17 protein-coding genes are annotated in these 20,635 nt (G+C 65.4%); 10 read left to right on the top strand and 7 right to left on the bottom strand.

The window, feature by feature from the left end; translation table 11 throughout:
* The first annotated feature begins 146 nt into the window (after window positions 1–146).
* Both DQ229_RS09740 and DQ229_RS09735 read left to right on the top strand, forming a co-directional pair.
* Entirely contained in the window at window positions 147–353 is a 207-nt protein-coding gene (locus DQ229_RS09740; protein ID WP_114966086.1) for a cold-shock protein, read from the top strand.
* 154 nt (window positions 354–507) lie between these two features.
* A complete protein-coding gene (locus DQ229_RS09735) occupies window positions 508–867 on the top strand; it encodes a hypothetical protein (protein WP_114966085.1) in 360 nt (119 codons plus the stop codon).
* A gap of 283 nt (window positions 868–1,150) precedes the next feature.
* Here the strand turns inward: DQ229_RS09735 and DQ229_RS09730 are convergent, their stop codons facing one another.
* On the bottom strand, window positions 1,151–2,632 hold the full coding sequence (locus DQ229_RS09730) for an NAD-dependent succinate-semialdehyde dehydrogenase (RefSeq protein WP_114966084.1): 1,482 nt from the start codon (window positions 2,630–2,632) through the stop codon (window positions 1,151–1,153).
* Between the two features lie 295 nt (window positions 2,633–2,927).
* On the opposite strand from DQ229_RS09730, the gene DQ229_RS09725 reads away from it, so the two are divergent.
* On the top strand, window positions 2,928–3,854 hold the full coding sequence (locus tag DQ229_RS09725) for a class I SAM-dependent methyltransferase (protein ID WP_162300818.1): 927 nt from the start codon (window positions 2,928–2,930) through the stop codon (window positions 3,852–3,854).
* Window positions 3,855–3,885: 31 nt separating this feature from the next.
* Here the strand turns inward: DQ229_RS09725 and DQ229_RS09720 are convergent, their stop codons facing one another.
* Entirely contained in the window at window positions 3,886–4,284 is a 399-nt protein-coding gene (locus DQ229_RS09720) for a DUF4168 domain-containing protein (RefSeq protein ID WP_162300817.1), read from the bottom strand.
* Window positions 4,285–4,700: 416 nt separating this feature from the next.
* On the opposite strand from DQ229_RS09720, the gene DQ229_RS09715 reads away from it, so the two are divergent.
* Window positions 4,701–4,907 (top strand): cold-shock protein, encoded by a 207-nt coding sequence (locus tag DQ229_RS09715; protein ID WP_114966309.1) that lies wholly within the window; start codon window positions 4,701–4,703, stop codon window positions 4,905–4,907.
* 63 nt (window positions 4,908–4,970) lie between these two features.
* On the opposite strand, the gene DQ229_RS09710 is transcribed toward DQ229_RS09715, so the two are convergent.
* Both DQ229_RS09710 and DQ229_RS09705 read right to left on the bottom strand, forming a co-directional pair.
* Window positions 4,971–6,515, bottom strand: a complete 1,545-nt coding sequence (locus DQ229_RS09710; RefSeq protein WP_114966081.1) for a phospholipase D-like domain-containing protein — start codon at window positions 6,513–6,515, stop codon at window positions 4,971–4,973.
* A gap of 39 nt (window positions 6,516–6,554) precedes the next feature.
* On the bottom strand, window positions 6,555–7,379 hold the full coding sequence (locus DQ229_RS09705; protein ID WP_238381022.1) for an endonuclease/exonuclease/phosphatase family protein: 825 nt from the start codon (window positions 7,377–7,379) through the stop codon (window positions 6,555–6,557).
* A gap of 162 nt (window positions 7,380–7,541) precedes the next feature.
* On the opposite strand from DQ229_RS09705, the gene DQ229_RS09700 reads away from it, so the two are divergent.
* The 5 genes from DQ229_RS09700 to DQ229_RS09680 all read left to right on the top strand — a co-directional run bounded on the left by DQ229_RS09700 (window position 7,542) and on the right by DQ229_RS09680 (window position 12,289).
* Window positions 7,542–8,708 carry a peptidoglycan glycosyltransferase FtsW gene (locus DQ229_RS09700; protein WP_114966080.1) on the top strand — a complete coding sequence of 389 codons (1,167 nt, stop codon included), beginning with the start codon at window positions 7,542–7,544 and terminating at the stop codon, window positions 8,706–8,708.
* Complete coding sequence (locus DQ229_RS09695; protein ID WP_114966079.1) at window positions 8,708–9,811, top strand: UDP-N-acetylglucosamine--N-acetylmuramyl-(pentapeptide) pyrophosphoryl-undecaprenol N-acetylglucosamine transferase; 1,104 nt, start codon at window positions 8,708–8,710, stop codon at window positions 9,809–9,811. The genes DQ229_RS09700 and DQ229_RS09695 overlap by 1 nt, the downstream gene beginning before the upstream one ends.
* A complete protein-coding gene (gene murC / locus DQ229_RS09690; protein WP_114966078.1) occupies window positions 9,808–11,277 on the top strand; it encodes a UDP-N-acetylmuramate--L-alanine ligase in 1,470 nt (489 codons plus the stop codon). Before DQ229_RS09695 ends, murC begins: the two co-directional genes overlap by 4 nt.
* Window positions 11,274–11,522 carry a DUF2484 family protein gene (locus tag DQ229_RS09685; protein WP_114966077.1) on the top strand — a complete coding sequence of 83 codons (249 nt, stop codon included), beginning with the start codon at window positions 11,274–11,276 and terminating at the stop codon, window positions 11,520–11,522. Before murC ends, DQ229_RS09685 begins: the two co-directional genes overlap by 4 nt.
* A 257-nt stretch (window positions 11,523–11,779) precedes the next feature.
* Window positions 11,780–12,289: a CarD family transcriptional regulator gene (locus DQ229_RS09680; protein WP_114966076.1), complete on the top strand. Its 510-nt coding sequence runs from the start codon at window positions 11,780–11,782 to the stop codon at window positions 12,287–12,289.
* Window positions 12,290–12,370: 81 nt separating this feature from the next.
* On the opposite strand, the gene DQ229_RS09675 is transcribed toward DQ229_RS09680, so the two are convergent.
* Window positions 12,371–15,955: a hypothetical protein gene (locus tag DQ229_RS09675; protein WP_114966075.1), complete on the bottom strand. Its 3,585-nt coding sequence runs from the start codon at window positions 15,953–15,955 to the stop codon at window positions 12,371–12,373.
* A gap of 163 nt (window positions 15,956–16,118) precedes the next feature.
* Here DQ229_RS09675 and DQ229_RS09670 point away from each other — a divergent pair, with 163 nt between their 5' ends.
* Window positions 16,119–16,823, top strand: coding sequence for an SIMPL domain-containing protein (locus DQ229_RS09670; RefSeq protein ID WP_114966307.1), 705 nt, complete (start codon window positions 16,119–16,121; stop codon window positions 16,821–16,823).
* A gap of 197 nt (window positions 16,824–17,020) precedes the next feature.
* On the opposite strand, the gene DQ229_RS09665 is transcribed toward DQ229_RS09670, so the two are convergent.
* Together DQ229_RS09665 and DQ229_RS09660 are read right to left on the bottom strand one after the other, a co-directional pair.
* Complete coding sequence (locus tag DQ229_RS09665; protein WP_114966074.1) at window positions 17,021–18,313, bottom strand: O-acetylhomoserine aminocarboxypropyltransferase/cysteine synthase family protein; 1,293 nt, start codon at window positions 18,311–18,313, stop codon at window positions 17,021–17,023.
* Window positions 18,314–18,972: 659 nt separating this feature from the next.
* The gene (locus DQ229_RS09660) at window positions 18,973–20,172 is read right to left on the bottom strand and encodes a Shedu anti-phage system protein SduA domain-containing protein (RefSeq protein WP_162300816.1); all 1,200 of its coding nucleotides are present in this window, start codon (window positions 20,170–20,172) and stop codon (window positions 18,973–18,975) included.
* Window positions 20,173–20,635 lie beyond the last annotated feature (463 nt).

Below are 20,635 nucleotides of genomic sequence, written 5' to 3'. Positions count from 1 at the left end.
TTTTTGCGTGGATCAGGCAAACTCGCCCCTGTGACAACAGACTTTCGCAAGACCGCCTCCTGTACTCCAGGCAGCCGGATAAGGAAGACCTGGCTGCACGACCCGCAGCAATACCGCTGCGGGAAAACTGAAACAGGAGACACGGAATGCCTACCGGCACCGTAAAATGGTTCAACGCCTCGAAAGGGTTCGGCTTCATCGCACCTGATGATGGCGGCAAGGATGTTTTCGTCCATATCTCGGCGGTCGAGCGTGCGGGCCTTACCGGCCTGGCCGACAACCAGAAGGTCAGCTACGAGCTTCAGGCCGGGCGCGACGGGCGCTCTTCGGCGGGTGATCTGAAGCTGCTCTGAGCGGTCAGCAACATGACGCTGGCGTGCGGTTCGGCCCGCGCGCCAGCAGGTGATGGATGCGCAGGCGACTGATCTGGCCGTATCTGCGCCAGTGCACTTGTGCCGTGGCGGGCGAAGGGCCAGATAAGGGGCATCGCACCGCTTTCATGGACACATGCGCTTGACCCTGCTCACCCGAATATGCGGCGCTCTCACGGCGGCCCTGTTGCTGGCGTTGACCCTGCCGGCCGTGTCGGGCGAGCCATCGGCCCAGGCCCGGCAGGCGGAAGCCGAAACGCCGCACGGCAAGTCGGTGCTTCCCGAAACGCTGCCGGCGGCGGTGCTGCCGCCCGCCATGGCCTTGCCCGCCGAAGCCCAGGACAATGCGGAAACCGGTGAAACTGCGCTGGCGGATGTGGCCGGCGCCATCTTGGTGCGCGGCGCTCTGCCGCCGGGCCATGGCGGGCGCAGAGGGGCCACCGGCACAAAACCCCTGCTGCCCGGCGCGCGCGGCCCGCCCGGCGTGACAACCTGAACGACGTTTTCACTGTCTCGCCTGCCGTGTTTCGGTCTTTCGCTGAAACAGGCAAGACGCGGCAGTTCCCGGGTTTACGCATCTCCGAACCGAAAAGGCGCGTCAGCTTTTTCCGGAGGGTGCTTCAAGGGCAACTTCCATGCGCGAAAAACTTCAACTGTGGGGCATCACGGCATTCTTCGTGGCTGTCCTTATCTATACGGTGGCCACAATGATCCTGCACCCGATCTGATGAAAATGCCCCCCGGCGGCGCTGCAGGGCCGCCGCCGGGGGGGCTCGCGTTCAGCGCCAGTCGCGGCAGACGTATTTGACCTCGGAAAAGGCCTCCATCCCCTGCCGGGCGCCTTCGCGGCCCAGGCCCGACTGCTTCATCCCGCCAAAGGGGATCGGCGCGCCGGTGATCTTGGTGCGGTTCACAGCGACCATCCCGAACTCCAGCGCGCGGCTCATGCGGTAGATGCGCCGCGGGTTCTGGCTGTGCAGATAGGCGGTCAGCCCGTATTCGGTGGCGTTGGCGCGTGCGATCACGTCCGCCTCGTCGGTGAAGCGCGCGATGGGCGCGACCGGGCCGAAGGTTTCCTCGTGCATGATCAGCGCCTCGTCGGGCACATCGGCCAGCACGGTCGGCGCGAAGTAGAGCGGTCCGAGATCGGGGCGCGGGCCGCCGCACATCTGCCGCGCGCCGCGTTCCAGCGCGTCCTTGACATGCTCTTCCTGCTTGGCGACGGCACGGGCATTGATCAGCGGGCCGATGTCAGGGTCCTCCATGCCCGGCCCGATCGACAATGCCTGGCTGGCGGCGGTGAAGCGGGCGACAAACTCGTCGTAAACCGTGGCCTCGACGTAAAAGCGGTTGGCGCCCAGACAATCCTGCCCCGAGGTGGCGAACTTGGCCTTAACCGCCTCTTCCACAGCCTGATCCAGATTGGCGTCGGCAAAGACGATGAAGGGCGCGTGCCCGCCCAACTCCATCACCAGCCGCTTGATGTTGGCCGCCGACTGTTTGTAAAGCAGCCGCCCGATTTCCGTGGAGCCGGTGAAGGACAGCGCCCGCACCCGAGGGTCCGCGCACCATTCGCCGACGATCTCCTGCGGTGCGCCGGTGACCACGTTGAACACGCCCGCAGGAAGCCCGGCGCGCGCAGCCAGTTCCGCCAGCGCCAGCGCTGAAAACGGTGTCTCGCTAGAAGGATGCACCACCACCGGGCAGCCGATCGCTAGGGCCGCGGCGGCCTTGCGGGTAATCATCGCGCAAGGGAAGTTCCACGGCGTGATCAGCGCGGCCACGCCCACGGGTTCGCGCCACAGCTCGACCTCGGCATCGGGCAGGTGCGAGGTAATCCCCTCGATATTCGGGCGCCGGGCCTCTTCGGCGTAGAACTCGACGAAAGAGGCGCCATAGTCGATTTCGCCGCGTGCCTCGGAAATTGGCTTGCCCTGTTCGCGTACCATCAGCCGCGCCAGATCCTCGCGCGCGTCTTCGATCAGGCGGAACCAGCGGCGCAACAGCGCCCCGCGTTCCTGTGGCAGAAGCCCGGCCCAAGGCCGAAACGCGGCATGGGCCGCATCGACCGCTGCGCGCGCTTCGGCGGCGCTTTGCGCGGGAACCGCCCCGATCACCGCGCCCGTGGCGGGGTCGGTGACATCAAGCTGCGGCTGGCCGACCCATTCGGCATTGACATAGGCCTGTTGCCGGAAAAGCGCCTCGTCGGCGAGCTTGACACTGTCGCCCGGTGCTGTGGCTTTTCGTTGCCTCGCCTGCATTTCGCCCTCCCGTCAGATTGGGTTTCAATTGCGCCGAAAGTGCCCGTTTCCGCGCCGAAGGTGCATCTTTTATCAGGCGCGCGCGCAGTCGGCTTTCCTGTGCTGCAGAGGCTGGTGGAAAATCCGTCTTCGGCATTTTTAGGTGGCATAACAACCTTGGCACGATATGGTGTGGGGTGCTGCCTCTCTAACGTGTTTTTCGCAGGTAAGAGTTTCAAGCGGAGAAATGGATTTGTCAGTTGTCCGTCATCCTGCAAGCGCGGCGTCGCCCCTGCGCGCAGTCTCTGCCCAGCCCATGCCGCTGGCGCGGGCGCTGGGGCTTGTCGATACCCGGTTTGGCATTGCGCGTGTGCTAGGGGATGAAGGGCGCGATCTGGTGACGGAATACTACCGTCAGGCGGCGTTCGGTTTCCGGCAGGTGCATTCGCGCGACGGGTGTATGCACATGGCCCTGAATCCCGATGGGCAGTTTGATCGGGCGGGGTATCTCGGGCAGGCCGACAGCGTGGCGGCGGAAATTGCGGCGACCGGCGCGGGCCGCGTGCTGGAACTGGGTTGCGGTGTCGGGTTCAACAGCCTTCATCTGGCGCGCGCGATGCCCGATGTCGAATTCGTCGGGCTGGACCTGCTGAAACGGCATGTGACCGAGGCCCGGCAGGCCGCGCGCGGGATGGGCAACATCACGTTCCGGCAAGGCAGTTTCGAGGCGCTCGCCCCCGAGGCGGGCGCGCAATTTGATCTGGTCTTCGCGGTGGAGTGCCTGTGCCACGCGCGTGATCTTGACGCGCTGGCGCACTCGGTTGCGGGTGTCCTGCGTCCTGGCGGGCGGCTGATCGTCTACGATGGATACCGCACTGCCCCGCTTGAGGCGCTGCCGGACGATATCGCCACCGCAACCCGGCTGACCGAGGTTGCCATGGTCGTGGCCGACGGCTTTCGCCCGTTGCCGGCGTGGGATACCGCCCTGGCAGGCGCGGGGTTGAAACGGCTGGCCACCGGAGACCTGACACCGCAGGTCAGGCCAACCACGCAGCGCCTGCAGCGGCTGGCCACGAAATTCTTCATGGAGGGGCTGACACCGGCTTTGGCGCGCGCGTTCCTTCCGCAATACCTGTTGCGCAATGCGGTGGCGGGCCTCTTGATGCCCTATCTGATAGCCCCGGAAGGCGGCAGCCTGAATTATCTGCGCCTTGTGGTCGGGAAACCCGGCGCCAGCACCTGAATTCGTGTGGCGGCGCCGGGTGCGCGTGATGTCACTGCGCTGTCATCTCCTGGATGATCATCGAGATCCGCTGGCCAAGCTCCGGGTCTACCGCGGCGGCCTCGCCGACTTCGAGGTATTCCTCTACAGTGATCTGCGGCGCCTCTTCGACCGCGGCCAGCATTGCGGCGTTGCCTTCCTCGATCAGCCCTTCGCGTTCGGCGTCGGAATCGGCGGCGTCAAGCTGCACCGCGTAGTGTTCGTGGATTTCCGACACTTCGACCGCAACTTCGGCGAAGGCCATCAGCTGCTCTTCCGAGAAGTCGGTGGCAGGGGCGGTGGGGGCAGGGGCCGCGGGCATATCGCCGGTCTGGGCCATTGCCGGCAGGGCCGCGCCCGCGCCGAAGCCCAGGATGATTGCAATCGCGGTGAGGGGTTTTCTGAACTGCATGACTGCTCCTTTGTGCATTTGCCAGCCCGGCGCTCGGACACGGTTGCAACAGCACCGAAAGCAGACCTTGAGCCGGGTCTTTCTGCACCTAACAGCCCACGTCCTATGTTCAACCGCTTGGCAAGGACTGCGAGCTGGCTTTGGAAGCGCCCGGCGGATCGCCGCTAACCTCATTGAAAAAACAGGCAAATTATTGCCGGTATGCGGGGCGCGTGAATTCGGGGCTTGCTTGCGATTTTCTGGGCAGCGCTTTGGATTTCCCTTGTAACGGGGCGGGGAATGGCTTATCTGAGGGATGCGACGTTACTCACTATCGACCACTGTTCTCCGTCTACGGCCACAGTCACTCGATTATGGACTGACTGAGCCAAGCTGCCGCACTTCCGCGGGTAGCATACATGACAGGAGACATCACGATGGCTAATGGCACCGTGAAATGGTTCAATTCCACCAAAGGTTTCGGCTTTATCCAGCCCGATGGCGGTTCGCGCGACGTGTTCGTGCATATCAGCGCCGTTGAGCGCGCAGGCCTGCGCGGTCTGGACGATGGTCAGAAAGTGACCTTCGATCTGGAAACCGGCCGCGACGGTCGTGAATCGGCGGCCAACATCGCCCTGGCCTGAGCCAGTCTGACCCGGCGCGGCGGCGTGTCGGCCCGACAAGGGCCCCCACGGCCGCTGCCCGCTTCAGAGATATGAATGGATCGGCAACATGCCGATCAGCCAGGAGGCCCCGCGCCGCAGCGCCGGGGCCTCTGGTTCATGGGCCAGCAGGATCGTCTGCCTGCCCTCGTTCCCGCGGCAAAGCGTCCAGGTCACGCGCGCCTTGTGGCCCAGCGCCAGGGAATAGGCCTGATCGGGGGCCGCGCAGCGGTCGAACTCGGCATCGAATTCCGCCACCAGGGCCGGTGCCTCGAACAACACCCCGGCCTCGATATTCAGGAAGGCCGAGCGCAGGTCGAAATTGAACGACCCGACGAAGGCCTGGCGCCCATCTACCGAAAACCCCTTGCTGTGCAGCATTTCACCACTGTCGTGGGCGGCGAATTCGCGCAGGCGGACCCCGGCAGAAAGCAACCCGTGCCGATAACTCCGATAGGCCCCGTGAACGACCACATGGTTGGTCGCGGAAAGCGCGTTGGTCAGCACTTCGATCCGGACACCCTTGCGGGCAAGCCCGACAAGCTGCGCCATGCCTGCGCGGCCTGGTACAAAATACGGGGTCATCACCCTGAGCCGCTCTTGTGCGCTCTGCATGACCGGGACAAGCTGGCCGGGACTCCAGTGCTGCTGCCCCAGGCCCAGGGCCTTTTCGGGCGGATCGGCCACCAGCCGCGCGCCCTTGTCCCACTGCAGGTTCCCGGGCAGGCAGCCGTCCACAAGCGTGTCGTCCAGCCGCTTGAGGCTTTCCAGATACCGGCGTGTCGCGGGGCGCTGGGCGTTGACGGCGAGGCGACGGCGAAAACGCTCAAGCCCGGCCTCGTAATCGCGCCAGAAGGCCGCGATCGGCAGCGCCTCGCTGCTGTTCCAGTAGCTGTCGAACAGGGTGCCCGCTTCGTCCACCAACGGCCCGAGCATCAGGATATCGGCATCGCGGTTGGGGCGGCGCCCGAAATCAGTGGGCGCGTCGAAATAGTCGTTGCCGATATTGCGCCCGCCCGTGATCGCCAGCCGCCCGTCGGCAATCCAGAACTTGGCGTGCATCCGGCGGTTGAACCGCACCCAACTCAGCAGGATTTCCAGCCCCCGGCGCAGTGCATTGCCGCGGTTGCGAATCGGATTGAACAGCCGCACCTCGATGCCCGGATGCCCGTTCAGCGCGCGAAACTTCGGGTCCAGCCCCTGGGCGTTCACGTCATCGAGCAGCAGCCGCACCCGCACCCCGCGATCCGCCGCAGCCATCAGCTCGCGCGCCAGCAGCCGCCCTGTCATGTCGTCGCGCCAGATGTAATAGACCAGATCGAGGCTGCGCCGGGCCAGCCGCGCCGATTGCAGGCGCAGAAGAAAGGACTCGCGGTTGTCGAAGCCCAGCGCCAGCCCGGTCTGGCCGGGATGGGCGGCCTCAAGCGGGGCTACAATCCGGTCGAGCGGGGTTTGGTCTTCGGCTTTGGGCAGGCAATACGATGCCGCGCCGCGCGCCTTGCGGGCGAAGCGGCCATAGGAATAGATCGCGAGAACCGACCCGACCGCGAAAACCGCCACAAAGGCCAGAAACCAAAGGAAAAATGCCATATCAGGCGGCCTGGCTGAGAAGGGTAGCGGCGCGGTGCATCAACGACGCTCCGACGCGGCGGCCCTTCGTAGGGTGTCCTCGGCCTCGCGCGGGTTACGCGGCAGGCGCAGCCATGCCTTGATTGGCAGGTGATCCGACGCAATCCGCGCAAGCGGGCTGTCGTGGCGCTCGATCTTGAGCACCTCGGCGCAGGGGCTGGTCATGATCCGATCAAGTGCGAACAGCGGAAACCGCGCGGGAAAGCTGGGCACCGAGACCCCCGGCGCCTTGCGCTGGGCCAAGGGCTCGAGCGAAGAGCGCCGGCGCAGCCGCCATTCGTTCAGGTCGCCCATCAGCAGGGTGGTGCGTTCCTCGTCCTCAGTGCCCAGCGCAGCGACCAGCGCCTGGGCCTGTTGCAGCCGCGAGCTGCGCAAAAGCCCCAGATGCGCGGCAATGACCCGAAGCGGCACGCCCTCGCGTTTCATGTCAACCACCAGCGCGCCGCGCGGCTCCAGTCCGGGCAGGCGCAGCGGGCGCACATCCTCGATCTCGACATTGCGGGTCAGCAGCACGTTGCCGTGCCAGCCATGCGCGGGGCCCTTGCGCTCCAGCGGGACGCTGGTCAGGCCCGAAACCTCGCTCAGCGCCTCAAGGTCCAGATACCCTGCGCGCGAGCCGAATCGCCTGTCGGCCTCCTGCAGCGCAATCACATCGGCCCCGATTTCTCCGATGACACGGGCGGTGCGCGCCGGATCGCGCCGCATGTCCAGGCCCACACATTTGTGCACGTTGTAGGAGGCAACGAGCAGCGCGTCGGGGGGCATCAGGTCGTCGGGGGCATCGGAACTGGCATCGACGCCATATGTTGGTCGCTTTTCGGACATGCCTCAGAGATGGGGAATTTTTCCGGCCATGCAAGCGAAAATGAGGGGATGCGCCAGGATGCTGCACCTGTAGCAAGGGCTGGCGCGATTGCCGAAAACCCGTTACAGTTGCGATCAGATCCGGAAAACCGGGCGTAAAAGAGGCAGTCGAGGCAGTCTCACATGACGGAAATGGCACACGGCACCATGCCCATCGCGGCAGGGGAGCCGATTCTGCCACGATGGTGGCGCACGGTTGACAAATGGACCCTGTCGAGCGTCCTGCTCTTGCTGGGGGCCGGGCTTTTGCTGGGGCTTGCGGCGTCGCCGCCACTGGCCGAGCGTAACGGGCTTCCTGCCTTCTATTACGTCGAGCGGCAGGCCTTCTTCGGTGGCATGGCGGTGGTGGTGATGCTGTTCACCTCGATGCTGTCGCCCGACACGCTGCGCCGGCTTGGTGTGCTGGGCTTTCTGATCGCGCTGGTCGCGCTGGCGGCGCTGCCGTTCCTGGGCACCGATTTCGGAAAGGGGGCAGTGCGCTGGTATTCGCTGGGGTTTGCCAGCGTGCAGCCGTCCGAGTTTCTCAAACCCGCTTTCGTGGTGGTAGTCGCCTGGCTGATGGCCGCCAGTCGCGATCTGCAAGGCCCGCCGGGGGTGACGATCTCGCTGGCCTTTACCGGGGTGGTGGCCGGCCTTCTGGCGATGCAGCCCGATTTCGGCCAGGCGGCGCTGATCGTCTTCGGCTGGGGGGTGATGTATTTCGTGGCCGGCGCGCCGATCGTGCTGTTGCTGCTGGCGGCGGGGCTGGTGGTGGGCGCGGGGGTGCTGGCCTATAACGGGTCCGAGCATTTCGCCCGCCGCATCGACGGCTTTCTTGCCCCCGACGTGGACCCGCGCACCCAGCTCTATTATGCCGCCAACGCCATTCAGGAGGGCGGCTTCTGGGGCGTCGGCGTCGGCGAAGGCGAGGTCAAGCGCCTGCTTCCCGATGCCCATACCGATTTCATCATCGCAGTCGCAGCCGAGGAGTACGGGCTTGTCCTTGTCCTTTTCGTGATCGCGCTTTACGCCACGATCACCCTGCGTGCCCTCTTTCGGCTGATGCGCGAGCGCGATACCTTCATCCGGCTTGCGGGCACCGGGATGGTCAGCATCTTTGCAGTGCAGGCGCTCATCAACATGGGCGTGGCGGTGCGGCTGCTGCCGGCCAAGGGGATGACGTTGCCGTTCGTCTCCTATGGCGGGTCGTCGCTGATTGCGGCGGGGGCGGCGATGGGGATGCTGCTGGCCTTTACCCGGACCCGCCCACAAGGCGAGATTGGTGAAATTCTGCTTGGACGGGGGCGCTGATGGCCGAAGGGCCGCTTGCCATGATCGCTGCCGGAGGAACCGGCGGCCATATGTTTCCCGCGCAGGCGCTGGCCGAGGAACTGCTGGCGCGTGGCTGGCGCGTGATGCTTTCGACGGATGCGCGCGGGGCGCGCTATGCGGGCGGCTTCCCGCGTGAGGTCGCGTTGCGGCAGGTCAGCGCGGCAACCTTCGCGCGGGGTGGCGTGCTGGCCAAGCTGGCGGTGCCCTTGCGCCTTGTCAGCGGTGTGACGCGCGCCTTGTGGCAGATGCGGCGCGACCGGCCTTCGGTGGTGGTGGGTTTTGGCGGCTATCCCAGCATTCCGGCGCTGGCGGCGGCCAGCTTGCTGCGGCTGCCGCGCGTGCTGCATGAACAAAACGGGGTGCTGGGCCGGGTGAACCGGATCTTCGCGCCCCGTGTCGATGCAGTGGCCTGCGGCACCTGGCCTACCGACCTGCCCAAGGGCGTCGAGGGCGTGCACACCGGCAACCCGGTGCGCGCGGCGGTGCTGGCGCGGCAGGGCGCGGGCTATATCCCGCCGGGCGACTATCCGATGAGCCTGCTGGCTATTGGCGGCAGCCAGGGGGCGCGGATCCTGTCGGATGTGGTGCCTGCGGCGGTGGCGGCATTGCCCGAGCCGCTGCGCGCTCGGCTGCGCGTGGCCCAGCAGGCGCGGCCCGAGGACGTGGCGCGCGTCGAACGGGCCTATGCCGATGCGGGCGTCACCGCCGAGGTGCGCCCCTTCTTCGAGGATATCCCCGCGCGGCTTTCCGAGGCGCAACTGGTGATCAGCCGGGCCGGGGCCTCTTCGCTGGCGGATATCACGGTGATCGGGCGCCCGGCCATCCTGGTGCCTTTCGCCGCCGCCGCGGCCGATCACCAGACGGCCAATGCCCGCGCGCTGGTCGAGGCCGGCGCGGCGGTCATGATGCCAGAATCGCGATTTGACCCCCAGGGGCTGGCCGAGCACCTTTCTCTGGTGCTGGGCGATCCGGAGGCGGCAACGCAGATGGCGGCGCGCGCGCTGGCCTGTGCGGTGCCCGATGCGGCCGTGCGGCTGGCCGATCTTGTCGAATACCAGGTGGCAAAAGGGGCAGGGCGATGAACGCGGCGACAAAGCTGCCGGTGGATGTGGGGCCGATCCATTTTGTCGGGATCGGGGGTATCGGCATGTCGGGTATTGCCGAGGTTCTGCTCACGCTGGGCTATGATGTGCAGGGCTCGGACCTCAAGGAAAGCGCGATCACCAAGCGATTGTCCGAACTGGGCGCAAGGGTTTTTACCGGGCAGCGCGCCGAGAACCTGGAGGGCGCGCAGGTCGTCGTCGTCTCCACCGCGATCCGTCCCGGCAACCCCGAACTCGAAGAGGCCCGCCGCCGCGGCCTGCCGGTGGTGCGCCGGGCCGAGATGCTGGCCGAACTGATGCGCCTGAAATCCAACGTCGCCGTGGCCGGCACCCATGGCAAGACGACGACCACTACCATGGTGGCCACGCTGATGGATGCCGGCGGCTTCGACCCCACGGTGATCAATGGCGGTGTAATTCATGCCTATGGCTCGAACGCGCGCGCGGGGGCAGGCGAATGGATGGTGGTGGAGGCCGACGAGAGCGACGGCAGCTTCAACCGGTTGCCCGCCACCATCGCCATCGTCACCAATATCGACCCCGAACACATGGAGCACTGGGGCAGCTTCGATGCGCTGCGCCAGGGCTTTTTCGATTTCGTTTCGAACATTCCGTTCTACGGGCTGGCGGTGTGCTGCACCGATCACGCCGAGGTGCAGGCACTGGTCGGGCGGCTGACCGACCGCCGTGTGGTGACTTTTGGCTTCAACGCCCAGGCCGATGTGCGCGCGGTGAACCTGCGTTACGAGGCGGGCGCGGCGCATTTCGACGTTGCGCTGCAGCTTGAGGGCACGCGGATCGAGGGCTGCACCCTGCCGATGCCGGGTGATCACAACGTCTCGAACGCGCTGGCGGCGGTGGCGGTGGCGCGGCATCTGGGGATGCGGCGGGACGAGATCCGCACGGCGCTGGCCGCCTTCGGCGGGGTCAACCGCCGCTTCACCCGTGTGGGCGAGGTGAACGGCATCACCGTGATCGACGATTACGGCCACCATCCGGTCGAGATTGCCGCCGTGCTCAAGGCCGCACGACAGTCTATCGGGCCGGGTGGCGGGCGGATCATCGCTGTGCATCAGCCGCACCGTTATTCACGCCTCGCCTCGTTGTTCGATGATTTCTGCTCGTGTTTCAACGAGGCCGATGTCGTGGCCATCGGCGAGGTGTACGCCGCCGGCGAAGATCCGATCCCCGGGGCCTCGCGGGACGATCTCGTGGCCGGGCTGATCCGCCACGGCCACCGCAATGCCCACGCGCTGAGCACCGAGGACGATCTGGAACGTCTGGTGCGGGCCGAGGCGCGGCCGGGCGATATGGTGGTCTGCCTGGGGGCAGGCACCATTTCGGCCTGGGCGCAGAACCTGCCGGACAGACTGGCGGCGGCAGCGGCCACCGGCGACAGTCCAGGGTCGGAGGCCGCGCACCCAACAGCCGGGCCGGGGCGATGACCGGTCTTGTCCTTGGCTGCCTCTGGGTTGTTGCGGCGGCCTCGATCGCCATGCTGCCGCGCCGGCGGCACTGGGCGGGGGCCTATCTGCTGATCGCCACGGGTATTCCCCTTGTCGGGCTGATCACCTGGCAATCCGGCCCGCTGGCGGGAATGCTTGCGCTGGCCGCAGGTGTTTCGGTCTTGCGCTGGCCCGTGTTCTACATGGGCCGCTGGCTGCGCGGGCGGCTATCGCGCGAGGGGTGACACGCAGGATTTACCTGCGCCGGCCCTCGTTTCGGCACCCTTACACCGCCCGGCCATCTGCCATGCTTTGAATTTGATCGATTCTGTGGTATGAAGGGTCCGTAAACGGCCTGAAACCTGACCAGCATCCACAGAGCTGCCCGCCTGTGTGGTGTTTTTTTAGCGACAGACGACCGGCAGCACGGGGTCATCTTTCCCTGTGGGGGCCGGTTTCGCGGGTGGATGGCCGTATGGGTGCCTTTTGAGGAAACAACTGAATGACCAAGACGAAAAAGCCGGAATTCCGCCCGAACGATTTTGTCGTATACCCCGCGCATGGGGTCGGCAAGATCATCTCGATCGAAGAGCAGGAGATCGCCGGTCTCGAACTTGAACTGTTCGTGATCTCGTTCGAGAAGGACAAGATGACCCTGCGCGTGCCGACGAACAAGGCCACCGAGGTGGGGATGCGCTCGCTCTCGACGCCCGACATCGTCAACAAGGCGCTGGACACGCTCAAGGGCAAGGCCCGCGTCAAGCGCGCGATGTGGTCGCGCCGGGCGCAGGAATACGAACAGAAGATCAACTCGGGCGACCTGCTGTCGATCGCCGAGGTGGTGCGCGACCTGCACCGCACCGACGATCAGCGCGAACAAAGCTATTCCGAGCGCCAGCTCTACGAGGCCGCGCTCGAGCGGCTGACCCGCGAGGTTGCCGCTGTCAGCGGCACCGACGAGGTCGGCGCGCAAAAGCAGGTCGATGAAGTGCTGTTGTCGCGCGCAGCCTGAAGCCGATCTGACGTTTGACCTTTGCGGGGCCGCTGCCGGCATGGCACGGCCCCGTTTTCATGTGCACCGGGCCTGCCGGGGTCAGCTTTCCCCCACGCGCAGCACGTTATTGCGCCCGTTCTTGACATAGCGCAGCTCGCCATCGCCGATGGCGGCGACCTGCCCGCCGTCAAGCTGGTCGCCCACCCTGACGGCGACGATCTGGCCATTTGGCATCCGTACAAGGGCGCGGCGCTGGTTCGGTGTGCCGAAGACACCGATCAGGTTGATCTGGCGCAGGTTGATCGCACTGTCCGTCGTGGCCTGCTGCGCCACCGAGGCCCGCGTGGGAATTGACGGTTGCGCCGATGGGGCCGGGACGGTCGCCGGAGCCGGCGCAGGTGTTGCGGCAGGCTCGGACGGGGCTGCCGCCTGTGCCGGGGCGGGCGGGCTGCTGGCCGCCTGGCTGCGCGCGACGATCGCGCTGAAATTCCGCGGCCGCGTGGCTGGCATCGGCGATTGCGCAACCGCCAGCGGGCTGGCATTGGCGATGGCTTCGGCGCGGGCGGCTTCTTCGGCCAGGCGCGCGGCGGCCTCGGCGGCAAGCGCATCGGGCCGCGGGCTGGGCGGGCGCAGCGCGGCAAGGCTGATTGCGCCGGGCGCGGCGGCCTCCGGCACCTCGGCTGCCGCTGCCTCGCTTGCGGTTTCCACAGGTTCCTCCGCCGCACTGTCGTCCGGGCCCGGCCCCTGCGCCCCTGCAGGGGCTGCCGGGCGCTGTGCCGGTGCCGGGGCAAGCGGTGCAAGGCTCGCATCGACAATCTCCACCGCGACCTCGGGCAGGATCGCGATGGCCGCTCGCGGCGTGGCGTCCGGGCTTTCGGCAGGGTCCGCTGCCGACACAGGCGTGGTGGCTTGGGCGGCCTGAGTCGCGGCAGGCGGGGGCATCAGCCCGGCCTGATCGTCTGGAGTGGCTTCGCCCGTGGTTCCGGCACCCGACTCGGGTGCGGGTGCGGCCTCGGGGGTGCTGCCTTGCTGCGGCACCAGGCCTTCGGGGCGCGGCTGCGGCGTGGGGTCATCGGGCAGGGGCGCATTGCCCTGGATCAGCAGCAGCCGCGGCGCGACCGTGCGGCGCGCCGGCGGCTCGATGGGGGGCGCGCCAGTAACAAAACTGACATCGGGTGTCAGTTCCACGGCTGCGGCACCTCCTGACAGGGCATCGGCCTGTTCGGCGAAAGCCTGCGGTGGCGCCGGGGCAAGGGGCGCGGCATCGGCCAGCAGGCCTCCGGCACCGGGGGTGGGCAACTCGGGCGCTGGCGTGGACAGGGGCGCATCGGCTTGCGGCGGATCGATGTCGCCCAGCGTGCCGGTGCCCGGCTGCGCGCCCACGTCGGGGGCGAAGGGCCAGATGCCGGTGTCTTCGTAGGCGGCGGCGAGTTCAGCGTCGCTCATCGGCGTTGCCGAGGGGGCGACAGGGGCGGGCTGTGCCGCTTGCGGGGCGTCGGGGCTGGTTGTCGCGCTGTCTTCCGCTGCGGTTTCGGGCGATGGCGCGGCTTCGGGCAATGCGGGCGGCGCCATCAGTTCCAGCGGCGCGGTGGCGTCTTGCTGCGATTCCTCTGTTGCGGGCGGGGGAGGAGGAGGCGCTGCCAGGTCTTCCGCCGGGCCGAGGCTTTCCAGCGCGTCGGCGATCGCCTCGTCCACGTTGAAGGGGGCAAAGCCCTCGGCCTCGGGGTCGAGCGGCGGCGCGGGGGCGGGCGCGGCCTCGGGGGCAAGCGCGGTATCGGCTTCCGGCACCGCCTCGGGCAGCGGGGCCGGGGCGAAGGTATCCGGAGCCACGGGTTGCGGCGCGGCAACCGGCGCATCTGCCGGGGCGCTGGCGGTTTCTTGCGGGGCGGAGCCGGGCGCAAAGGTGAAATAGGCGGCCCAGATCGCCACACCCGAAACCAGCAGCACGGCCACCGCACCCATAAGCAGGGGCCCCCGCCCTGCCAGCGGGTGCGACGGTTCGCGCCGCCGCGCGCCGAACACGGTCATTGCCTCGGCCTCGGTCACGCCTTTGTCGATGGCAAGCGGCTGCCGGGTCTGTGTGCGCAGGGTTTCGGGGCCGTTCAGCGCGTGCGGCTTGGTGGCCGGGGCGCTGGTGATGGTGCCAGCGGCGCTGTCAGAGGGTGCGGGCTTTGGCGCTGCGGCGCTGCTGGCAGCGGCACTTGTGGTCGGCCCCTTGCCCTTGCGGCCCGAGAACGGGTCGGACGATCCGGGCTGCGCGGCAGGGGTTGGGCGGCGGGCCTTGAGCCCCGCCCCGGCCCGCCCGAGCGCAGCTTTCCCGGCATCGAGCGGGGCGCGTGCATGGCGCGCAGCCCTGGCGACACCGCTGCCTGCGCGCGCGGCCATGTTCTTTAGCCCCGCGCCCAGCCTTGCAGCAAGGGCTGTGTCGGTGCCTGTGCCGGGAGATGTCCCGACCGGTGCCGCGCTGCGCTGGGTTGTCGTCGTGGGTGCCGGCGCTGCAGGTGGGCCATCGGGCGCGCGCGCTGCGCCAAAGCTCAGCCGCGCACGGCCTGAAATCGGCTCTGGTGTCTTGCCGTCGGCGGGCGGGGCGTGGCCCGGCTTGCGGCGCGAGGCAAAGCTTGCGGGCGCGGTTTCTGCTGTTTTCGCAGGGTCTTGGGCGGGGGGCTCGGGGGCGTCAGTTGCGCGCGCGCCCGTGGCCGGGCCTTCGGCGGCGGGTTCATCACCCTGGCCAGGGTCCGCGCGCTGTTCTGGGGCGGCTTCGCTGGCGCGGGGCTGTTCTTGCGCGGCGTCCTGGTCGGGCGGCTCTTCGCCGGATACGCCCACGGCGGCGGGCGGCGCCGGGGGCGGGGGTAGGGCGCCATCGCCGGCATCACCACGCTTTTTGGGCCGATCACTGCTTGCCGGGGGCTTCCGCTTCGCCTTTGGCGCTGTCTTTGGCGCGGGGTCTTCCCTCGTCCCGGGGGTGGCGGATTCTTCAGCCGTCGTTTCGGCTGCCGGGCCTTCTGGTGTGTGGGGGGCTGCCTCCGGGTCTTCTGCTGCGGGGGCAGCGGGCGCGGGCGCATCAGGCGCTGCGGGTGCCTGCCCGATCGGGCTTGTACCCGAGAAAAGCGCGCGCGTTTCGCTCTCGGGTGGCTCTGCCGTGCCTACCACCGAAACCGGGATCAGGTCGCGCTCGACCTTCTCGCCACGGCCGAGCACCTCTGCCGCGCAGCTTGTTTCACCGAAGAAGGGCTCGCCGATAAAGCTGCCGTCGGTCGGCTTTGCCACGAAAGAGACCGGGTTGAAGCCCTGTTGCCTGGCGAAGGCCTCGGCCTCATCCAGGGTTTCGCGGGCCACCACGGCGACATTAAGCGCGCCGCCGCTGCCCGAACAGTCGAACACCAGATCATCCACGGGATACGGCGTGGCGCCTTCGAGCGCGGCGCGAACAGCCGCGCGGCGGGCTTCCGGGTCAGGGCTGGAGGTTTCGACCGTGGTGTAAAGCAGTTCACTCTCGGGGATGATCAGCTTGGCCGTGACCCCTTCGGGCGCAAGGCTCAGGGCACGGGCGCGCAGACCGGAAAGCACGCTGTCAAAGGCCGGATCGTCCAGCGCGGCCTCGCCAACCAGCAGCCAGCCGCGCGGGCTGCGTTGCAGAAGGCTGACACCCGTCCGGGCGAGCGATAGGGCAAAACCTGGTTTCATTTCACGGGTCTATCACAATCACTTTCAGCGCCGGGAGTCCCCTTGCCAGCGCGGCGAGACTACAGCAGGAATCTGCCGAGGGGAAGCGCTGCCCCGGTTGCGCGCCTTCCCGAGATCGTGAGGCCGCGCCGGGGCGGTGGCCATTCACTTCAGGAGCAGGATGATGAAGCAGAAACATTTGATCGCCGCGCTGGGCCTTGTGGCCGCGCTGGCCCTTGCGCTGCCTGCGCTGGCCGACTCTCCGCGCCAGATTTCGGTGTCGGGCGAGGGGCGCGTTATGGCGGTGCCCGACATGGCGACTGTCCAGATCGGTGTGAGCCGCGAGGCCGAAAGCGCCGCCGACGCACTGGCCGCCGCGTCCGAGGCGGCGCGCGCGATGCTGGACGAACTGGCCGCCGCGGGAATCGAGCCGCGCGACGTGCAGACTTCGGGCCTGACACTGAACCCGCAATGGGATCACCGCCCCAGCCGCGATCAGGGGCCGCGCATCACCGGCTACATGGCGGTGAATTCCGTCACCGTGCGCGTGCGTGACCTTGCGCTACTGGGCGATGTGCTGGAGGCCACGGTCGGCAGCGGTGCCAACAGTTTCGGCGGGCTCGGTTTTGGCGTGGCGGCGCCCGAGTCGCTGCGTGCCCAGGCCCGCGCGGCGGCGGTGGGGGATGCCATGGGCCGCGCGCGCGAACTGGCCGGGGCGGCCGGGGTGATGCTGGGCCCGGTCCTGCGAATTGAAGAGCCCGGAAGCGGCAGCCAGCCGCCCGCGCCGATGCTGCGCGCCGAGATGGCGATGGATTCAGGTGTGCCCGTCGCCCCCGGCGAGATGGAAATCACCGCGCGGGTGAACATGGTGTTCGGCATCGGTGAGTGAACGGAGGGCGCGCCGGGGTATTACGTGTTGCGTTAAATTGTACTCGTCAGCCCCGACCAGAGGGCATGCGGCCGCCTGGGGGGCGGGCGGGCGCATGCCCGGGCCACAAGTGGCCCGGGCGGAATGAAACCGATCAAACGCAGCACCCAATACCCCGGTGCGCCTGGCATTATGTCTGGCCGCGTTCCGGCCGGCTGTTACGCCCCCGCCTTGGTCAGCGCCTGGTCGAGATCGGCGATCAGGTCATCGGCGTCCTCGATGCCGATCGACAGGCGCACCACGTCGGGCGCGGCGCCGGCGGCGATCTGCTGCGCCTCGGTCAACTGCCGGTGCGTGGTCGAGGCCGAGTGGATGATCAGCGAGCGCGTGTCGCCCAGATTGGCCACATGGCTGAAGATTTCCACATTGTCGATCAGCTTGATGCAGGCCTCATACCCGGCCTTGAGCGAGAAGGTGAACAGTGACGACGCGCCCTTGGGGCAGATGCGCTTGGCCCGCTCGTAATAAGGCGAAGAGGGCAGCCCGGCATAGGTGACGTAGGCTACGCGCGGATCCTGCTCAAGCCAACTGGCGACCTTGACGGCATTCTCGCAATGGCGCTGCATCCGCAGGCTCAGCGTCTCGATTCCCATCAGCGTGTAATGCGCGGCCTGCGGGTTGAGCGTCATGCCCAGGTCACGCAGCCCGATGGCGATGCCGTGGAAGGTGAAGGCCATGGCGCCGAAGGTCTCGTGGAATTTCAGCCCGTGATAGGCCGGCTCGGGCGCGCTGAGCGAGGGGAACTTGTCGCTGGCCGACCAGTCGAACGTGCCCGAATCGATCAGCACCCCGCCGGTCACGGTGCCGTTGCCGGTGAGGTATTTGGTCATCGAATGCACCACCAGCGTGGCGCCCTGTTCGATCGGGCGGCACAGATAGGGGGTGGCGGTGGTGTTGTCGACGATCAGCGGAATGCCCGCACGATCAGCGATCGCCGCCAGCGCCGGGATGTCGGTGACATAGCCGCCCGGGTTGGCGATGCTTTCGCAGAAGATTGCGCGTGTGTTTTCGTCAATCGCCGCCTCGACCGCGTCAAGATCGTCGGTGTCGACAAAGCGCGCCTCCCAGCCGAACCGTTTGAAGGTCTGCGAGAACTGCGTCACCGTGCCACCATAGAGCCGGTTTGCCGACACCACGTTGCAGCCCGGCCGCATCAGCGGAAACAGCGCGAGAATCTGCGCCGCATGACCCGACGAGCAGCAGACTGCGCCCGCCCCGCCCTCAAGCGCGGCCATGCGGGCCTGCAGGGCTGCCACCGTGGGGTTGGTCAGCCGCGAATAGATGTAGCCCACCTCCTGAAGGTTGAAGAGCGCCGCCGCATGGTCGGCATCGCGGAACACATAGGACGTGGTCTGATAGATCGGCACCTGCCGCGCACCGGTGGCGGGGTCGGGGCTGGCCCCGGCATGGATCAGCTTGGTGTCGAAGCCGAGATTCTGTTCGTCGGTCATGATGGGCCTCCCCTGAAAAATGATCCGCCCCACGGTATTTGAAAGCCCCGGCGCCGGCAACTGGCCGAGAAAGGGCGCGGCAGGCCGGTGGCGGGGGCCTCGCGGGCGTGCCGGTGGCATTGTCCAGTTGGTCCTGGCGTGCCAAACTGGCGCCTATCGCCGGTGCGTCCCGAACAGGTTGTCGAGATTGAAAATGGAGGCGAGTACCGGACCCGCTACCAATTTTCTAAGTCTTTGAGTTAGCTGAGCCGTCAGGCTTGAGGTTTCGCAGCGTGTCTCATTGTGAGGCACACTCTTGTTTCAGGTCAGAATACTTGTCAATAGCAGGCTATCGCATTTGGCTTTCGAGCGCGTTGGGTTGAGAGCACAGAGAGAACAAATCTCGCCCTCTCGTCGCTTTTATAACTCCAGAGTGCCAACTTGTGTGCTCAGTGCGACGTGTCGCTCCCAAGCGCGATTCCCGGTTTTCGATGGGTGAGAATTTGCACTGACACCAAAGCTTGACAGCGCGATGGAACCTTGTTGGCTTCAACGCGGCTATGCGGGACCTTGCGGACGTTCGCTTCAACATTTCTATTTTCATTCGTAGCCGTCGTGAGACTCTGTGCTGGGCGCGCAGCGAAGAAAGAAACGGGTCTATTTAGGTCGACACAAAGCACTCACTTTTTTGTTCTACTGTAATGCAAAGTTTCTCGTAATATCGGCCTTGCCTCCCCTGACTCCTGAATGAAATTACCATCCACATTTCTGCGCATGTACTGTGTGCCATTATGCTCTAAGCCATACCCTGTTTCGGACTCATTAATGAGCCAGCCAAGAAAATCTAGCTTCTCTTTAATTCCCAGTACTCTGTACCTGAGCAGAGTCGTGCCAATAATACAACAAGCGCCAAGCTGGCCATCGCGGTCAGATCCAATTACCATATTCTCCATGCTTAGGGAATTCTGATATCCATCTTGACGCTGCATATTTATTATCTCCTTATTGTTGTGTAAAATTGAGAGAAAGCCGACTATTGGATCATTTGAGAACTCAATTTGGAAAATCTGAGGAACGCCAAATTCAACGTCAATCTTGACTTCAAGAGGATGGCCGTCAGCGTCTAAGAGATGAATATAAGCAGTGTCCGTGACATAGAGTGAGACTCTATTTCTTCTGGCTTCCCCGATATCAATCAAATAGGCGCGTCCATGCAACTGCTCTGGCGAAATGCTGGCCATCACAGTCAAATGCACGCCCTCTAAGCCTTCATACACTCTTTCTACTTTCGCATACTGTTTACGATTTCGCGCATATGCGTCACACATTTTATCGTAAAGCTTGTCGTAATACATATACTGTATTCTTGGCTCCCTTTCTGAGATTAGCTCAGCCACTACTGGTGCATCGTTATCATCAGACATCCCGCACAATAGTAATCCAGAGGTCGATCTAATCCTGTTCATTTCCAGAATCTGGCATACCGCCTTTCGTGCATCTGAGTTGCCACGTATAGATTTAACATATTCACATGTCTGACTCACATAGCCTTCAATATTGGCCCGCAGTTTCGCTCGATTTCCATCTGCCCTGGCTGTAACTGCCCGTGTTTCATCTGGCCTCTTTATTTCAAACACGACAGCTTCCTCAACATCGCGCTTACCACATATGAAATCTGGCATCGGTGTGAAACCACGCTCTTCATCGAACGGAAGCTTGTTTCCTGACTTGATATCAAACGGAGCAAAGCAGTCGAAGCCAAGGACATCAAAAACACACGGATTTCTTTCAAAGAACAGCTGATACTCTTCTTCAGGAAGGTCCGGCTGCTCCAATAAGAAGAACAGTTCAGTTACGGCTTGCCAAATTTCGTTGTCCAAATGCTCTGTTCCATGGCGACGAATACTATTCGCCTTAGGTTTCGTCGGGTTGTCTCCAGCAAGAGTAGCAGCGCCTCACGTTTTGATCAATCAAGCCTGAAGGTCCGCAAAGGGCTCCAAGCCGTCATATGGCCGTTTCGTTGGTGATGCTGGGTGCATGTCCCAAACCTCGATTCAATCGGGAATCATGTGTCTAGTAGCGAATACTAGCACCTATGCTGTCCCCAATATCGGTCCCAGCGTAGCGCCCAACCTCCGCGAACCATCGCACAACTAATGTCGCCATGTACTGGGGAGACACACCACGCGGCAGTACGATTGCCTCCAGCCGAACCGTCTGACCGGCATCTCAGGACAGGTCCAGTTATAAGAATATGTCCATGTCGGCCTACTCCAGTGGGTGTTCCCAAAAACGCCACCAGCGCATCGCGTGCGGCAATGCCGCTTGATGCTGGGCAAGGAT

The organism is Alkalilacustris brevis (assembly GCF_003350345.1).
GTDB classification, from domain to species: Bacteria; Pseudomonadota; Alphaproteobacteria; order Rhodobacterales; family Rhodobacteraceae; genus Alkalilacustris; species Alkalilacustris brevis.
Note: the sequence above shows the minus strand (reverse complement) of the source record. Positions and strands in the feature narration are given on the sequence as shown.

Bases quoted from the DNA above. Each gene is read 5' to 3' on its own strand.
- murC (WP_114966078.1), top strand. From the start codon at position 9,808: ATGAACGCGGCGACAAAGCTGCCGGTGGATGTGGGGCCGATCCATTTT.
- DQ229_RS09680 (WP_114966076.1), top strand. From the start codon at position 11,780: ATGACCAAGACGAAAAAGCCGGAATTCCGCCCGAACGATTTTGTCGTA.
- DQ229_RS09715 (WP_114966309.1), top strand. From the start codon at position 4,701: ATGGCTAATGGCACCGTGAAATGGTTCAATTCCACCAAAGGTTTCGGC.
- DQ229_RS09665 (WP_114966074.1), bottom strand. From the start codon at position 18,313: ATGACCGACGAACAGAATCTCGGCTTCGACACCAAGCTGATCCATGCC.
- DQ229_RS09735 (WP_114966085.1), top strand. From the start codon at position 508: ATGCGCTTGACCCTGCTCACCCGAATATGCGGCGCTCTCACGGCGGCC.
- DQ229_RS09700 (WP_114966080.1), top strand. From the start codon at position 7,542: ATGACGGAAATGGCACACGGCACCATGCCCATCGCGGCAGGGGAGCCG.
- DQ229_RS09685 (WP_114966077.1), top strand. From the start codon at position 11,274: ATGACCGGTCTTGTCCTTGGCTGCCTCTGGGTTGTTGCGGCGGCCTCG.
- DQ229_RS09675 (WP_114966075.1), bottom strand. From the start codon at position 15,955: ATGAAACCAGGTTTTGCCCTATCGCTCGCCCGGACGGGTGTCAGCCTT.
- DQ229_RS09710 (WP_114966081.1), bottom strand. From the start codon at position 6,515: ATGGCATTTTTCCTTTGGTTTCTGGCCTTTGTGGCGGTTTTCGCGGTC.
- DQ229_RS09695 (WP_114966079.1), top strand. From the start codon at position 8,708: ATGGCCGAAGGGCCGCTTGCCATGATCGCTGCCGGAGGAACCGGCGGC.
- DQ229_RS09730 (WP_114966084.1), bottom strand. From the start codon at position 2,632: ATGCAGGCGAGGCAACGAAAAGCCACAGCACCGGGCGACAGTGTCAAG.
- DQ229_RS09740 (WP_114966086.1), top strand. From the start codon at position 147: ATGCCTACCGGCACCGTAAAATGGTTCAACGCCTCGAAAGGGTTCGGC.
- DQ229_RS09720 (WP_162300817.1), bottom strand. From the start codon at position 4,284: ATGCAGTTCAGAAAACCCCTCACCGCGATTGCAATCATCCTGGGCTTC.
- DQ229_RS09670 (WP_114966307.1), top strand. From the start codon at position 16,119: ATGAAGCAGAAACATTTGATCGCCGCGCTGGGCCTTGTGGCCGCGCTG.
- DQ229_RS09725 (WP_162300818.1), top strand. From the start codon at position 2,928: ATGCCGCTGGCGCGGGCGCTGGGGCTTGTCGATACCCGGTTTGGCATT.
- DQ229_RS09705 (WP_238381022.1), bottom strand. From the start codon at position 7,379: ATGTCCGAAAAGCGACCAACATATGGCGTCGATGCCAGTTCCGATGCC.